Source organism: Alteromonas sp. ABV4_515 (assembly GCF_056160345.1).
On sequence record NZ_JBSWWZ010000002.1, the window covers coordinates 680,950 to 696,658 of the forward strand.

Annotated in this window: 16 protein-coding genes; 8 read left to right on the top strand and 8 right to left on the bottom strand. The window is 47.7% G+C overall.

Going from position 1 to position 15,709, the window contains the following annotated elements; all coding sequences use genetic code 11:
• The first annotated feature begins 11 nt into the window (after positions 1-11).
• Together ACXAGX_RS07305 and ACXAGX_RS07310 are read left to right on the top strand one after the other, a co-directional pair.
• Positions 12-4,079: a PilC/PilY family type IV pilus protein gene (locus ACXAGX_RS07305; protein ID WP_474837464.1), complete on the top strand. Its 4,068-nt coding sequence runs from the start codon at positions 12-14 to the stop codon at positions 4,077-4,079.
• 2 nt (positions 4,080-4,081) lie between these two features.
• Positions 4,082-4,549 carry a type IV pilin protein gene (locus tag ACXAGX_RS07310; protein WP_474837466.1) on the top strand — a complete coding sequence of 156 codons (468 nt, stop codon included), beginning with the start codon at positions 4,082-4,084 and terminating at the stop codon, positions 4,547-4,549.
• A gap of 21 nt (positions 4,550-4,570) precedes the next feature.
• Here the strand turns inward: ACXAGX_RS07310 and ACXAGX_RS07315 are convergent, their stop codons facing one another.
• The 4 genes from ACXAGX_RS07315 to ACXAGX_RS07330 form a co-directional block, all read right to left on the bottom strand.
• Positions 4,571-5,074: a hypothetical protein gene (locus tag ACXAGX_RS07315; protein WP_474837468.1), complete on the bottom strand. Its 504-nt coding sequence runs from the start codon at positions 5,072-5,074 to the stop codon at positions 4,571-4,573.
• A gap of 103 nt (positions 5,075-5,177) precedes the next feature.
• Positions 5,178-6,290, bottom strand: a complete 1,113-nt coding sequence (locus tag ACXAGX_RS07320) for a hypothetical protein (RefSeq protein ID WP_474837469.1) — start codon at positions 6,288-6,290, stop codon at positions 5,178-5,180.
• Positions 6,280-6,885, bottom strand: a complete 606-nt coding sequence (locus tag ACXAGX_RS07325; RefSeq protein WP_474837471.1) for a hypothetical protein — start codon at positions 6,883-6,885, stop codon at positions 6,280-6,282. The genes ACXAGX_RS07320 and ACXAGX_RS07325 overlap by 11 nt, the downstream gene beginning before the upstream one ends.
• Complete coding sequence (locus tag ACXAGX_RS07330) at positions 6,879-7,391, bottom strand: GspH/FimT family pseudopilin (RefSeq protein WP_474837473.1); 513 nt, start codon at positions 7,389-7,391, stop codon at positions 6,879-6,881. The genes ACXAGX_RS07325 and ACXAGX_RS07330 overlap by 7 nt, the downstream gene beginning before the upstream one ends.
• An 84-nt stretch (positions 7,392-7,475) precedes the next feature.
• Between ACXAGX_RS07330 and ACXAGX_RS07335 the strand changes: the two genes are divergently transcribed.
• Entirely contained in the window at positions 7,476-7,862 is a 387-nt protein-coding gene (locus ACXAGX_RS07335; RefSeq protein ID WP_474837475.1) for a type IV pilin protein, read from the top strand.
• On the opposite strand, the gene ACXAGX_RS07340 is transcribed toward ACXAGX_RS07335, so the two are convergent.
• Positions 7,859-8,404 carry a GspH/FimT family pseudopilin gene (locus tag ACXAGX_RS07340; RefSeq protein WP_474824520.1) on the bottom strand — a complete coding sequence of 182 codons (546 nt, stop codon included), beginning with the start codon at positions 8,402-8,404 and terminating at the stop codon, positions 7,859-7,861. The two genes, ACXAGX_RS07335 and ACXAGX_RS07340, sit on opposite strands and share 4 nt — an antisense overlap.
• Positions 8,405-8,719: 315 nt before the next feature.
• Between ACXAGX_RS07340 and ACXAGX_RS07345 the strand changes: the two genes are divergently transcribed.
• Complete coding sequence (locus ACXAGX_RS07345) at positions 8,720-9,058, top strand: P-II family nitrogen regulator (protein WP_070126672.1); 339 nt, start codon at positions 8,720-8,722, stop codon at positions 9,056-9,058.
• Positions 9,059-9,115: 57 nt separating this feature from the next.
• Here the strand turns inward: ACXAGX_RS07345 and ACXAGX_RS07350 are convergent, their stop codons facing one another.
• Positions 9,116-9,592 carry an FKBP-type peptidyl-prolyl cis-trans isomerase gene (locus tag ACXAGX_RS07350; RefSeq protein WP_474837477.1) on the bottom strand — a complete coding sequence of 159 codons (477 nt, stop codon included), beginning with the start codon at positions 9,590-9,592 and terminating at the stop codon, positions 9,116-9,118.
• An 85-nt stretch (positions 9,593-9,677) separates the two neighbouring features.
• The gene (gene ygfZ / locus ACXAGX_RS07355) at positions 9,678-10,643 is read right to left on the bottom strand and encodes a CAF17-like 4Fe-4S cluster assembly/insertion protein YgfZ (RefSeq protein ID WP_474837479.1); all 966 of its coding nucleotides are present in this window, start codon (positions 10,641-10,643) and stop codon (positions 9,678-9,680) included.
• Positions 10,644-10,787: 144 nt separating this feature from the next.
• On the opposite strand from ygfZ, the gene ACXAGX_RS07360 reads away from it, so the two are divergent.
• The gene (locus ACXAGX_RS07360) at positions 10,788-11,039 is read left to right on the top strand and encodes an FAD assembly factor SdhE (RefSeq protein WP_070126675.1); all 252 of its coding nucleotides are present in this window, start codon (positions 10,788-10,790) and stop codon (positions 11,037-11,039) included.
• Between the two features lie 484 nt (positions 11,040-11,523).
• Positions 11,524-12,387: a MaoC family dehydratase gene (locus ACXAGX_RS07365; protein WP_474837481.1), complete on the top strand. Its 864-nt coding sequence runs from the start codon at positions 11,524-11,526 to the stop codon at positions 12,385-12,387.
• 82 nt (positions 12,388-12,469) lie between these two features.
• Here the strand turns inward: ACXAGX_RS07365 and nadB are convergent, their stop codons facing one another.
• Positions 12,470-14,146, bottom strand: a complete 1,677-nt coding sequence (nadB, locus tag ACXAGX_RS07370; RefSeq protein WP_474837483.1) for an L-aspartate oxidase — start codon at positions 14,144-14,146, stop codon at positions 12,470-12,472.
• Between the two features lie 220 nt (positions 14,147-14,366).
• Here nadB and rpoE point away from each other — a divergent pair, with 220 nt between their 5' ends.
• Complete coding sequence (gene rpoE, locus ACXAGX_RS07375) at positions 14,367-14,945, top strand: RNA polymerase sigma factor RpoE (protein ID WP_070126678.1); 579 nt, start codon at positions 14,367-14,369, stop codon at positions 14,943-14,945.
• A gap of 100 nt (positions 14,946-15,045) precedes the next feature.
• The gene (locus ACXAGX_RS07380; protein WP_070126679.1) at positions 15,046-15,636 is read left to right on the top strand and encodes a sigma-E factor negative regulatory protein; all 591 of its coding nucleotides are present in this window, start codon (positions 15,046-15,048) and stop codon (positions 15,634-15,636) included.
• Positions 15,637-15,709 lie beyond the last annotated feature (73 nt).

Here is a 15,709-nt window from a genome sequence, read left to right on the forward strand (position 1 = left end):
GAGTGATGACCATGAAAAACATTTATCGCTTTTTAGTTTCGTTTCTGATGTGGTCATGCATTGGCTTTGCTGCGTGGGGAGACGACTTAGACATTTATCTGGGCACAGCGAATTCGGCGAAAACGTATCAGCCTAACGTGATGTTTATCATGGATACGTCGGGCAGTATGCAAGCGTATGACAATACCAGTCAGACCCGCATGCTCAGAGTACAAAATGCGCTTAAAGACGCACTGCGCGAATCTACGAATATCAACGCGGGTTTAATGCGTTTTTCTGATTATGGTGGCCCCGTGCTGTACCCACTTCAGGCCATCGATTCTTCTGTTAATCCTGAACTGATAACATCGACAGCTGATAGTGGCGATGATGCTTCAGAGCGCTCAGGCTCTGTAGATACCACTGCCAACTCCCTAAGGCTAACCTACGGCACCTCGACCGTGACATCGGGCTTGCGGTTTACTGATCTGAATATTCCTCAGGGAGCGACCATCACCAGCGCCTTTTTGCGTTTGACCTCCAGCCAACTGAATTCCGCAGCATCAGTGATCACCATTCGGGGTGAAAAAGTTGCCAATAGCCAGCCGTTTACAGCGTCAAGTGGCAACATTACGGCTCGCCCTACAACAGCAGCAGAAGTGATCTGGGATCAAGACAATGCCTTTCCGGTAACGGATGAAATGGTGATTACGCCAGATTTTTCTCCGGTCATTCAGGAAATTGTCGGGCAGGCCGCATGGTGCGGTGGGCAAGCGTTAAGCTTAATTATTGAAGGCACGAGCTCAGATCCTTCCAGTGAGCGTCGTGCCCGGGCAGCTGATTATGGCACCACCGATGCGCCTCAGTTAGTGGTGACTTATGATGAATCTACCGCCACCGGGTGTATTTCGGGGGAGGGGCTCTATCAGGTTTCATCAACTAAGGATAACGCCGAAGAGAAAAATAATGGCCGCCAGTCTACGGGCACAGAGTTGACGATGAATGCCAACTACAACAGCTACATCGGTATGCGTTTCACCAATATCAATGTGCCTAAAGATGCCGTGATCAGCCGCGCCTACATGCTGTTCACGGGTTACAGCTATCATGGCGGTAACGCGTCCTTGAAGATTTCCGGCGCAGCAATAGATGATGCCGATGACTTCAGCCCTTACAGCCGATACATGCTGCGTAATATGCCTAAAACGGGCAGCGTGAACTGGACGGTGCCTCGATTCTATGAGAATTGGACATACCAGACCCCGGATATTACCTCGATTGTTCAGTCAATTGTAAACCGTGGCGGCTGGAGCGCGGGTAACGATATGATGATGATACTCAGCGATTTCTATGGCGACCGCGGTGCCTATTCAGTTAACGGCAGTGCGTCCAGAGCGCCGCAGTTGTATATTGAGTTCAATGGTAATGCGACACCGGGCGTTTCTGCCACCGTTCGTGAGCACTTGATTGGTAAAGTCGACGAGTTATCTGCCAGTGGTTACACACCCATCGTTGATACCTTGTACGAAGCCACCCGTTACTACGGTGGACTTTCTGTAGACTATGGTCTGACCCGGGGTAATTACTCAGTGAGTGGTACCGTGCGACGCAATACCCGCGTTAGCCACCGCTCTTCCTATACCGGTGCTGATCCCGTGCGACCTAACGGCTGTGATGAAGAGAACCTAAGCGATTCAGACTGTATCAATGAATACATTCCAGCGGGTGCCACCTATATTTCACCGGTGGTGGATTTACAATGTCAAACCAACAACCACATCGTTTTGCTTTCAGATGGCGAGGCCAATAGCAATCACAGTGTTAGCAAGATTCAGTCAATGCTGGGCAAAAGCTGCACTGGCAGTGGTGGAGAAAAATGCGGTCTTGATTTAGTCAACAATATCAGCAAATCAGAAACCTCGGTAATTGACCGCCGGGTTATCACTCACACCATTGGTTTTGCGGCCAATACACAGGCGAATAACTTCTTAAATCAGTTAGCGTTGCAAAGTGGCGGTGGTTTTTATCAGGTGGACAACAGTGCCGACCTGCTCACCGCATTTCAAACCATTCTACGTTCGGTGAAAGACATTAATGCCACGTTCGTATCGCCAGGTGTTGCTGTTAACCAACTCAATCGTCTTACCCACAAAGATGAGCTTTACTTTGCCTTGTTCAAACCCTCTGAAGGCACTATCTGGCCGGGCAATCTGAAGAAATACAAAATCAGTGGTGAAACTGTTCTGGATAAGAATAATGCCAATGCCGTTGATTCTGTAACCGGGTTCTTCTCGGATGCTTCTCACAGTTACTGGTCAACGTTGAAAGATGGAAACGATGTGCGCCAGGGCGGTGCAGCCAGTCAGATGAATATTAGTCGAAATCTGTATGTATTCGATACACCGGGAACTATCGCTTCTACACTGAATGAATTGAGTGAAAACAATCCGTTAATCACCACCAGTGATCTGGCCATTGATGCGCAGCCAGACCCCTTGTCTCTGCGGCACGAACTGCTGAAATGGTCGCGTGGGGTGGACGTAAAGGACTCCGATGGCGACGGCGATTCAACCGATGTGCGTTTACAGATGGGCGATCCTATTCACTCGCAACCGGTAATTGTGAACTACTCGGCCACAGATTCAGCTATTTTTGTTGCCACAAACCAAGGTTTTCTTCACTCTTTTGATACAGAAACCGGCGAAGAAAATTTTGCAATCATCCCGCGGGATCTGCTTTCTAACCTGCACGATTTCTATGTTAATTCCTCCAGTTTTAATCATATCTATGGTTTAGATGGTGACATGGTTCTGCGCACCGTAGGCAACAGTACCTATTTGTATGTCGGCATGCGTCGAGGCGGGAATAATTACTACGCATTTGATGTAACCAGTAAGTACTCGCCTAAACTGTTGTTCAAGATTGAAGGGGGCTCCCCCGGTCTTGAGAAACTTGGCCAAACCTGGTCGCGCCCCACGATTACAAAGGTTCGATACGGTAGTACCGAAAAGAACGTGATGATTATCGGTGGTGGTTATGAAGAAGGTCATGACACAAAAGATGAGCGTGATGGCGATGCACTAGGTAACGCGGTGTACATTTTTGACGCTGATACGGGCGCATTGCTGTGGGAAGTGAGCAATGAAGATGCGAATCTTAATATTGCGGAAATGCAATACAGCATTCCCAGCCGTATTTCAGTGATTGACCGCGACAACGACGGGTTTGCGGATCATATGTATGTCTCTGATATGGGCGGGCAACTGTTCCGTATGGATATCTACAATGGTGAAACGGGTTCTGACTTTATGAAAGGTGCCCGGATTGCTGATTTTGGCGGCACACTCAAGCCTGAAAATCGTCGCTTCTATTATGGCGCCGATGTGTCTGAAGTCGCCTTGGGTGATGAGTTATTTTACGGTGTTGCGATTGGTTCAGGCTGGCGAGCTGCGCCGCTGGACACCGATGTGAATGACAGATTCTATTTCCTCAAAGACAAAGGTGTTTTTAAGCATGATGCCGACGGGCGTTATGTGTTCGATACGCTGGCAACAGAAAGTACCTTGTACGATGGCACTGAGTCACTGCTTAGCAGCAGTGATACCAATACGCAGGCGGCAGCCATCGCTGAATTGGCCAGTAAAGATGGATGGTTTATCCGCTTAACTACGGCGGGTGAAAAAGTACTTTCATCACCGTTGATCATTGATTACAAGATTTTCTTCACAACCTATGTGCCCGCGGTCAGTTCGGAAAGTGCCTGCGCGCCGCCAACCGGGAATAGTCGAGCGTATCTTGTGGATATGCTAACCGGAAGTGCAGTGGATGATCTCAATAACAATGGTGACATTGATAAAAGCGATCGCTATGCCGAACTTAAGCAAACGGGCATTGCGCCGGAAACTAAAATACTGATTGAAGAAATTGTTCAGCCGGTGGTGTGCTTGGGTACGGAATGTGTTTCGGCGGTCATCGACGTCGATAGCGACGGTAATGAACAACCATGTACTTCAGCGTTTGCCTGTTTGGCGCAGAACATTTTTGGCCGATTCGAACGGGTTCAACAAAATAGCTGGACGACAGAGAAAGAAAGGCAGTAGAAATGGCAGTAAAAGGCAGTAAAAATAAGGGGTTCACGCTAATCGAACTGATGATTGCCGTTGCGATAGCGGGTATCTTAGTGGGAGTAGGGTATCCGGCATACCAAAACGTCATTAAGGAGAGTTATAGAAAGTCGGCGCAGGCAGACTTGATGGCCTTTGCTGCGGCAATGGAACGGCATCACACCGGAAACTTCACTTATGCCGGAGCTGCTACCAGTGGTTCTGACACGGGAAGTCCTGAAGTGTTTTCATCCTGGTCTCCGGCTTCAGAGGATGCAGCTAACAAGCGCTATAATCTCACCATTGAAGCAGCCAATGGCGTAGCTTACGAACTCAGAGCGACACCCGTATCCGGTTCAAGTCAGGCGACTGACGGCATCCTGGTTTATTTCAGCGATGGCCGAAAAGGGTGGGACGAAAATAATAGCGGTAGCGTTGAAAGCAGCGAATTCTGTTGGTCTTGCTAACGATTCAACCACTTTGATGCATCATGGCCTAATAGTATTAAGCCGCGAGATCTTATCAACCAGCGCGTTGGTTAATGGATGCCGTCGGTTGAAAGGCGTGGTAATTGCCTTTGATGTTCCATCATGATCTTTCCATGCAACGGTAATGTTTCCTGACTTCAGTAAGGGGAATGGTGGTGCATTGGTCTGCCTGGCGGTGTCTAGGGAAATGCCGTCGGAGAAAATATCTGTGGTTGTCCAGCCAAGTGAATAGTATATCTTACCTGATGCAGAGCCAGGATCGATACTCTGTGTGTTCGCGCTCAATCTTCCATCCTGATTTGTTGTGAAAACGCTGAACTCAGCCACATCTCGCATACCATTGCCCGTTGATGATTGCAGTATTACCCGCGCGTTTTCAGCACGTGATGTCATCTCACCGGTCTCAGGCAGAGCCTGTGATGTAAGTTGTAGCTGGTAAAGCAATGTCACTGTGCTGCACACTGCACTGCTCGATATGATAATGGTGAGGATCAGTTCAAACATCGAAAAACCGGTCTGATAGCCCAATAGTGGCGAAGTTCGAATGTGCATAAATACGTTTTCACTCTTGGTTCATGGTAAATGAGCTGTGTTTATTTCACTGTGTTTAATTCATTGTGCCGGGCTTCTCTGTGCCAGGTATAACTGCAAGTTGCTGTAGTGCGGGACTGTGCTGCAGTTGCCTGAGCAATGCATGGTCATAAACCACATTAAAGTGGCTGTCAGATGAGGTCGGATGATTCACCAGTAGACTTCCGGATATCTTTGTATTTTCTGCCATTTTCACTTTCCAACTAAATTGGTTGTTCACCCGCAGGCTCACTACCATACCGAAAATCGACGCGTGGTCTTCCAACTCCAGGTGTCCATTTTCAACCACCAGTAACGCTGGCGCGGCGCGACTCCCTATCATTTGTTTTGCCCTGATTCGACAATGCCCAGTAATCCAGATAAAGCTTGCTGGCGATGGGAGCGGGTCACAACTGGTGGCTGTTACCCATGCGAGTTTCTGATAATCAGCAACGCGACTGCCATCGAGATCAGAAGCAAAAAGGTAATGTGCTATAGGAATGTTCAGTTGAGTGTCATTTTCGACAATATCTGATGCGCGATGAATATCTGAACTGAGTGCCGAGGCTTTGCAATGTAAAAGGTTAATCATTTCAGTTTCACAGGTAAGCCGGTTAGACGCACTTAACACCGGAGTCGAAGACCACAATGAATAACGATAAGCCGGATTTTGCTTCGATGGCGGAAGGTAAAGGGTAAAGCCACTTTGGTGATGAAGGTGAGAAAACATGACAAGTGGGGCGGGGGGCACATTCATGAGCAGCGGAAAGCGAACAATGTCCATCTCGCGGCGTTGCGTGAACGGGCCTGCCGAGCGTTGAACCGACAGATGCGCAGAGAGTATGTCCGCATCATTAAAGCGGGTTTCCTGAACATGGCTGACATGTTTCGATATGGCTGGCGGTAGGTTTGCAGGCCACTTTTCAGGCAGATACATTTGCGTGATAACGTTGTTGATCGCTACGTCTTTTTTAGCTTGAACTGCCAAAAATTGTTGTCGCCAGAGGAGCTGGTCTGTCGTACCGGTTAAGGTCATGGTTAATGTCATACCGGTGGCGGCCACGAGTAGCAGTAGTAATAAAGTCGCGCTTAGCCAAATGCCCCCGCGTTGATAATGTCTTAAGGCAGAACGCATTCCGTTAGTTTCCATGTTGCAGCGCTACCGTAAATTGCGTTTCCCTGAATATCGTCGAAGCGCCTTTCAATGCGAGTCTCAGTTCAATGTGTAGCAAATGCTGTTGTTGTGATGGGGTTAGATTTATTGAAAAGTGTTCAACGGTGACAAAGCGAGGGTCGGTGATATCGTGCCATCCGGTTTGGCCGCAACGTCTGCCCGCTGTGCGCGACTCCAGCGCACTGTCTTTTAGCCGGAATCCTTTGTGTTCATTTACTGATGCATTATCGGCAATGCCATTGCTATTGAGGTCGACGGCAAAAAGTACACAACTTTTCGCTATTTCGCCTGGATAGGCACCAAGTTCCACTGTTTGCTGGAATGCAACGATGTTGGTTCCTGTTGCCAGAACATGTTGGCGATTCGTGCCCGTATAACCACTCTGACGCAGTTCTGTCGTGAGCGTGGCCACAATGCGCATCATTTCGTGCTGCAGCAACAATTCGTTTAAAAGTTGTTGCTGACTATTTCTCATAGTGGCAATGAGACTGGTCAGGCTTACGATAAACGAGAGGCCGCACGCCAATGTAATAAGCATGGTGAGTAAGGTATAGCCCCGTTGCGTCAGCATTTAGCATAGCCACCAAAACGGCGTTGCAACAAGCACACCCTAATCCGCCCCTGGTTACTCACGATGACTTTTCCACTTAAGTTATCAATGCTAAAAGTGAGGCTTCCAGCTCGGCCCGACACGCCACCGGTAGAGGCGGAGAAAGTCGGATGCGTTGTGGCTTTATAAGTTGTTTTTTCAAGCGTGACATCAGCGTGGGTGCGAATGTTAGCCGGCGGGATGCCAACTACGGCCTTGCAATCGCCAGCCACTTTGCAATCACACGCTTTAAGCGCAATAACCAAACACCAGTTGTTGCCGCCAGCATGTGAAACAGTGACATTCGTTGATGATGCAATCGCCAGGTTTTGAGCCCTTCGTAATTGCAGTGCGGCATTGTCGAGAACCCGGGTAAGTTTGAGTAACGACAATTGCTCGCTGAATGCCGGTACGGCGAGTGTAGCCAGAATCGCTGTGATTGAAAGACTGACGAGTAATTCAGTAAAAGTAAGTCCGTGTTGTCGCACCAGAACTGTCCTTGTGTTCTGCAGAGAGCTGCGTAGTTAACCTGATAAAGTGAATTGCAGTTTAGTGACTACAAGGAAGAAAGTATGCTGTACCAAAGGAAGGATTCCAGGGCTCAACAGGGCGTTAGCCTGGTTTCGTTATTAATTTCAATGACAATTGTTGCGGTGCTAAGTGCGCTGTCGGTGCCGTCTTACATGGATTATTTACAGCGAAAGGACATGCAACAAGTTCGGCACAAGCTGATGACATGGCAGGCGGAGCAAATTCGATACCGGCTGGGAAACGACAAATATGCCAGCACGGCAGAGTTGTCTTCGGTGTCGGTGGCAGATTATGTGTTTAGTGTTGTCGCTGTTACAGCAACTGACTATACGTTGCAAGCTAAGCGAACACGGGCGTTAAACGATGGATGCGACACACTTACTGTTACCGGGTCGGGGAGCTATTTGCCGGCAAAGTGTTGGCGTTAACTGCAAGTAAGATCAGCGCCAGCTAAATCTTCTTTAATGCCGTTGCCGCTATTATCCACGGCCACCGCCACCCGGCCGTACAAACTGATTAACACCGCTGAGGCTGATTTTGCATCACCAGAAGCAGGGCAGAGCTTGATGGTTACCGCATTACTAACGCTGCCATCAGGAGAAAATACCAAAGCACCAGTGTGCCCCGAAATATTAACGCCGGAAGAAACGGGGTCGGATGAACTGATTAAGGGCTCTGCATCATCACGGCTACCGTTACCGTTACTGTCTACGAAGACGATTTTTGCCTGACGCCAGTCGCCTGAGCAGGTTTTATAATCGGCCGATGGGCATACCAGTGTGGTTTCTTCAGTATCGATTGCTGTGAAACGCGCTGTGCGGGCTGCATTACTGATATCGTTAACGGTGGCGATAACCTTGTTTTGTTCCAGCACGGTTTGAATGGCCGGTGCACCGACGGTAAGCAAAATCGCCACAATGGCGACGCCTATCATTAATTCAATTAGTGTTAAACCGGTTTGCCTGCTCATGGAATATTGGTCAGAATGCTTTGTACTCTTTACTAAGAGTAACCGAATTAGGCGGTTGTTGCGTATATAAATTACAGCATACAGCTATACGCCTATACCCGAACCAATATAAACCACTGATGATGGGTTTTCGATTTTAAACACCTTTTTCGTTTTAGGCGTATATAATTAAGAAATAGGATTTAAGTCGAAATAGGGACGATGGTACGGCCCTTTACACCTTTCGTCTGTGTGTGAAAGCAAGTTTTTGTTATACAATGATTTTGCGACGCAGATGGATGTCGTATCAGTTCACTTAACAATGAGTAGCAAGTTATGAAAAAAATTGAAGCGATAATCAAACCGTTCAAGATGGATGATGTTCGTGAGGCGCTGGCCGAGGTAGGTATCGCGGGTATGACCGTCACTGAAGTTAAAGGTTTTGGCCGTCAAAAAGGGCATACAGAGCTTTACCGTGGTGCTGAATACCAGGTCGACTTTCTGCCAAAAATCAAAGTTGAACTGGTACTGGCCGACGATCAAGTACAGCAGGCAATCGAAGCTATTGAGGCGTCAGCAAAAACAGGCAAGATTGGTGATGGGAAGATCTTTGTGACTTCTGTAGAAACCGCCATCCGTATTCGTACCGGCGAACAGAACGAAGAAGCGATTTAAAACGAAAAAGCCGGAGAAGGCAGGGCCTTATCCGGCTTTTTTTGTACATAATCGAGTTTAGTGGTGGTGACCACCTTCGCCGTGAACGTGACCATGATCAAGTTCTTCCTGCGTGGCTTCTCTTACCTCTACCACTTCAACGTCGAATTGTAAGGTAACGCCTGCCAGCGGGTGATTGCCATCTACAACCACATGATCATCGTTTACTTCAATAACGATTACAGACTGCTCACCGCCTTCCGACGACGCGCGGAATGACATGCCGGGTTCTACTTCCATCCCTTCAAACATATTTTTAGGCACGCTTTGCACCAGCTCATCCATACGCTGACCGTATGCTTTTTCGGGTTCTACTGTGGTGCTGAATTTGTCGCCAGCCGTTTTACCAACCAACTCGTCTTCTAAGCCTTCAATCAGAAAACGTCTGCCCATCAATACTACCAGCGGGTTCTTACCCACAGATGAATCGAGTTCGGTACCGTCTGTCGAGACAGTGTAGTGTAGCGTTACCACACTATCTGTTGTAATAGTCATAGTTATTCCTGTGATGGATTGTGTCTCACGACACGTGAATGTGTGTTATTGAGCAATCAGTGTGGTGATAGTCAGATAACGACGATTATTCTAAATTATAAGGCAATGCTGTAAAACATGCCTGTAGTTCAGGGCTACTTGCCAATCTGTGCTGCGTGCTACTTTCGGTATCATTCGGTAACACAGCCATAAACCAAGTCTGTTCTTTAAGTTGCGCTTTGCGGATAACAGTGCCGCCGCGGCGCCAGCCATTTTCCAATTCTTTTTCTACGGTATCACCTACGTTAACATCAACAGCCTGTGGGATACAAAAAACGTAACCTGCGCGTTTGTTTTTACCCAGATAGCGAGTGCGAGCCACCACTTCCTGCCCCATGTAACAGCCTTTGTTGAAATCAATACCGTTCAAGGCTTGCACGTTCATCATTTGCGGCACGAATTCGTTCACTACAACGCCTGAAACATCGGCGATGCCATGCTTTATCGCTAATGCTTCAAACACATCCGAGGCATATTCCGTGACAGAGTTATCTGTCATCCATTGCTGAAATTGGGTCGCAGCGTCGGTATGGAGTGCCAGTAGCAACTGATCAGAGGGAAAATCTTGTCTTACTACCACACCCGCGTCATTTTGCAGTGTAGTGAGTCCAACATCGGGAAGGGCACCAAAAACGTCAACTACCCATTGTGCTGTTTTATCGCCAGAAACCGCAAACAGCGTGACATCATCTGCTCTGTCGTTAATTTCTACTTTGGAAAAAACGCCATATTTTTTCAGTTGCTCCAGCGAGGATTCGGCACAGCCTTTTGGCATTGTTAACCAAATTTCATCTTGCCATCTGTAAACGGTACTGAGTGACCATGTTTTACCTTTAAAGTCGCAATGGGCCGCGTGTCTGGCGGTTTGCTCATCTAACTTCTTAACATTTACAGTCAGTTGGCCTTGCAAGTAATCGTCACGTTGCTCACCGGCAATCGACAGCACCGTGTAGTGAGTCAGTGGAATGGCATAATCAGCAGCAAGGCTATCAAGTGTTTCAGGCGTAACCATTGGAAATCCGTAGTAAACTGGTTTATCTCCTATCAATGGGGGAGGATTTTCTATTCTCAACCACCGAAACGGGTAAAAAGGACGGTGAGAGTAGGTCGGGCTTCTGGTATAGTGCGGCGGATAAGTAATGAGGTAGATAGATAAATGTTCACAGAGAAAAGATACAACCGCTTAAAATGGGCCTGTCGACGCGGCATGCTCGAATTAGATGTACTGTTTCTGCCTTTTGTTGAAGAAGCATTTAGTGATTTAGACGCAGAGAAACAAGAAACGTTTGAACGACTATTAACGTGTGATGATCCTGATCTTTTTGCCTGGTTTATGGGCCACCAGAAATGTGACGATCCTGAACTTGCCGAAATGGTGAAAATCATCCTGGATCGTGTCAAAGTATAATTTCACTCTGAAATGCTGGGCGTTCCGTCGATTGGCATTCTTAATGCCACTGTCGGCGGCGTCTATCGTTTTGTTGTGCCTTCCTCCTACAGCGAAAAGCTGGCTGCCGGGAAACCTACCTGAACTGCTCATCGTTTTTCTCGTAGTAATAACGTCAGTATGGCAATTTAGAACTAACATTCTGTGTGTTTTCTGCGCGTTGTTGAAGAGGCCTGTTCACGATTCAGCGAGAGATATTGCCCGCCCAACTATATTCGTTGAAGTCGATGGCGACATTTGGACTGAACAAGAATCAGGAGCGATACGACGCAGACAAATAAATATAAACCACAGCCGACTGTTTCCCGGTGCAATGTTCCTTCAATTCAGAACTGAAAACGGTGATGTGAGCTATCGCTGGGTATTCAGAGGGGAATGCGATGAGTTGTATTATCGTCGATTGAGCCGGCTTATCGTTACATGAAGCTTTTTTGGAGATGCGTGTATGTTTGGTTTAATGTTCAAGGCGTTGACACACCGGCCTGACAAAAATTTACTACGGCAATTTAAGCCACCCGTGGTACCCGCGATTACACGGGAAAAGAATATCATTATTGATGATAAGCATTTGGCCCAGTATGCATCGCTAACCGGTTGGGAGCATGCGGTATTGCACCCGTGTTATCTTCAAGTGTTGTCATTGCCGCTGCAGTTACAATGTCTGGCACATAAACGAAGTCCTTTTCCCCTGTTAGGCTTGGTACATCGGGAAAACAAGATTCGTCAGTTGAATCACCTCGATAAAGCAAAGCCTTTTGAGATGCGTGTGGGATTTTCCGATATTAGTGCCCACAAAAGAGGGTGGGACGTGAAAATGTACGCCCGCGCGTTGCAAGACAATCAGTTGGTGTATGATGCGCAAGCGACCTATCTGGTGAAAGCAAAAGCGCCCCATGTGTCAACGGAAAACAATGCTGGTACCGGAACGGTCCATATCAAGCCGCAGATAGAATATGCTAACGCAACCACGCATATCGAAGCGCCAGGGAATATTGGCAGGCGCTATGCGAAACTGTCCGGTGATGCGAATCCTATACATTTGAATGCGTTAACGGCCAAACCATTCGGATTCCCTCGCGCCATCGCTCATGGTATGTGGACACTCGCCATGTCGGTAAGTCATCTTTATCCGGCAGCACCGGTCACGGAAATCACCGTTAATAATCAATTTAAGAAGCCGTTGTTATTGCCTGGCCTGGCGCAGTTAAAGACGGCGCAGAGTAACGGCGATACTCGCTTCTTACTGGAAAATGCAGACAACAATGAGCCGGTGATAACCGGCGTTATGGCGAACTTCTTTGCCCTGTAACCAATGCTATTAGCCCAATAAAAAGCCCACGTTAATTAACGTGGGCTTTTTGTTTGGTGACAAGATCACTTCCGGTAGACCCTTAGTGGTCTTTTACCGTCGCCATAGAGCCGGGTTCGGGTTGCCATTTCGCAGGAAGCGGTTTCAACACTGTAGGCTTGGCCTTAGGAAGCAAGTCGGGATAATCAAGATTATAATGTAGCCCGCGACTCTCTTTACGCTCCATGGCACAGCGAACAATCAGCTCAGCCACAGTGACCAGGTTACGCAACTCTAATAGATTGTTGGAGACACGGAAATTGGCGTAATACTCCTGAATCTCCTGGCTTAGTAGCTGTATTCGTCGTAGTGCTCTTTCCAGGCGTTTATTGGTGCGCACAATGCCAACGTAATCCCACATGAAGAAGCGCAGTTCATGCCAGTTGTGCTGAATGATGACTTCTTCATCAGAGTTGGTCACCTGAGACTCATCCCACGGCGCTATCGGTTCTTCTACGTAATTGTCTTGCAGGTGACTGAGAATGTCTTTTGCTGCTGCGGCGGCGTACACCACACATTCTAACAGCGAATTTGACGCCATTCGGTTAGCACCGTGCAATCCGGTATAAGCTACCTCGCCCACAGCGTATACGTTGTCCAGATCCGTTTTAGCGTTGAAATCTGTCATCACGCCCCCGCAACTGTAATGCGCTGCGGGCACCACGGGAATGGGCTGTGTGGTGATATCAATACCCAACGACAAGCACTTCCGATAGATATTCGGGAAATGTTTGACCACGAATTCCGCCGGCTTGTGGCTGATGTCGAGATACATACATTCTGCACCCAGACGTTTCATTTCATAATCGATGGCACGGGCGACGATATCACGGGGAGCCAGATCACCGCGTTCATCAAACCGTTTCATAAATGGTGTGCCGTCAGTGTGACAAAGGCGGGCACCTTCACCGCGCAATGCTTCGGTGATCAAAAAGTTTCTGGCCTGGGGATGATACAAACAGGTTGGATGAAACTGATTAAATTCCATATTGGCAACACGACAACCTGCGCGCCATGCCATAGCAATACCATCACCGCTTGAAACATCTGGGTTCGACGTATATTGGTAAACTTTACTGGCGCCACCTGTGGCAAGCACGATGAATCTGCTGCGAATAACTTCAACGTGAGCGCGCTGCAGGTTCCATACATACGCACCAGTACAATGCTGGCTATTTTGCTTTGAACGGATAAGGTCAATCGCATTATAGCGTTCAAGAAATTCAATGTTTGGATGGGCTGAAACCACGTCATTTAACGTTATTTGCAATGCTTCGCCGGTGGCATCTGCAGCATGCAGAATGCGGCGATGACTGTGTCCACCTTCACGGGTAAGGTGAAAACGTTCTTCACCTTTTTCATCGGTTTCGGTGTCGAAAGGTACGCCATGATTAATAAGCCAGGTGAGCGCTTCTTTGGCATTCTCGGCGGTAAATCTAACCGCCGCTTCCTCGCAAAGTCCGGCACCCGCGTTGAGTGTGTCAGCTACATGTGCGTCAATTGAATCCTGCTCATCGAATACGGCAGCAATGCCACCCTGAGCGTATCGGGTAGAGCCTTCATTACGATCACTTTTACTCAGTACGATAACCCGGCAATGGTCGGCGAGTTTAAGCGCAAGACTAAGACCCGCAGCGCCACTGCCTATTACGAGTACGTCGCACTGGTGTTCAATACTTTGATGTTCCGCTGAAGGTAGTGATGAAGCCACTGATTTCATGGTATTTTAGCGGTTTATAACTAGGATAAGGTTCGGCAAGTCTAAATGAAGCGTGGAAAAAGGCAAATCGCCAATATCCCGTTATGGTAAATTTTCTTATATCTTTTATTGATAATTTAAAGTTTGACCGCATTTTCTTCGAACTTTCTGAAAAATATGCAGTCTACCTGATGCTTGCATGAGCTGTTTATGTGGTAGATGTTAAGGAGAAATGGCTCGGATGAGCGAGCAGATAACCGATCAACAGATTGTTGAAAAGGTACAGAACGGTGATAAAAACGCATTTAACCTGCTGGTAACCCGTTATCAGCATAAAGTCATGCATCTGGTGTCAAGGTATGTGAAAAATACTGGTGATGTTGCAGATGTCACGCAAGATGCGTTTATTAAAGCTTACCGTGCTTTGCCCAATTTTCGTGGAGACAGTGCGTTTTATACCTGGCTCTACCGTATCGCTGTTAACAGTGCAAAAAATTATCTCGTTGCTCAGGGGAGAAAACCGCCTGCCAACGATGTAGATGCAGAAGAGGCAGATTACTACGACGGCAGTGACGCGCTCAGAGAGCAGTCTACCCCCGAACGCAGTTTGCTTTCTGATGAAATTGAAGCAACGTTGTTCCGTGTGGTCGAAAAACTGCCTGACGATTTGCGTATGGCTATTACGCTTCGGGAGATCGAAGGACTAAGTTACGAAGAGATCGCCAGTGTAATGGGTTGTCCGGTAGGCACGGTACGTTCTCGGATCTTCCGGGCACGTGAAGCCATCGACAAAGTCATTCAGCCACTTTTGGAAAATTAATTTAGTTTTTTTCGCGATGAAGTTGAACTTTCTCGGGATGAAGTGAACTAACTAGCTGTGTTATGGTAGCAAGCGATCATTTGGATCAGGATTTTATAGTATGACGCAACAGCAAGAAAAATTGTCAGCCTTTATGGATGGTGAGACAGATAGCGCTGAAATTATGGAAGCTATCCTCAATGATGAAGAGCTGAAAGCAAAATGGCAGCGTTACCATGTTATCCGTAGTGGTTTACGCAAAGAAGCAACGGTGGCACCAGAAATGGATATCACCGCAGCAGTGGCTGCAGCGTTAGACAGCGAGCCAACAGTCATGGCGCCTAAGCGCTCAGGCTGGAAATCACTGCCACTTATTGGCAACGTGGTTCCATTTGCAAAGCAAAGTGGCCAGTTTGCGGTTGCGGCTTCCGTTGCCGTTGCCGTTATCTTAGGCGTGCAGCAGATGAATCAGCCAGAGCCAACAGAACCGTTTTCGACATTCGAAACGCCGGGACGCATTGGTGGTTTATCACCGGTAAGTCTTGAGCAAACTCGTACGTTGCCTCGCAACGACATGAGCGTGGTTCTGGAAAAGAAACGTAAGATTAATGCTATCATTGCAGACCACGAGCAGCAGATTCAGCTGAAACAAGCTGAAGATCAGAGCAACGAGGTAGATCAGGAAGCGCGGTCAAACGTTAATCCAGACTAAGAGTTTCGATGACAAAAGCATTTTTTAATAACGTACCAGCTCCCTCGGAGCTGGTACGTTTGTTTTCACCGTG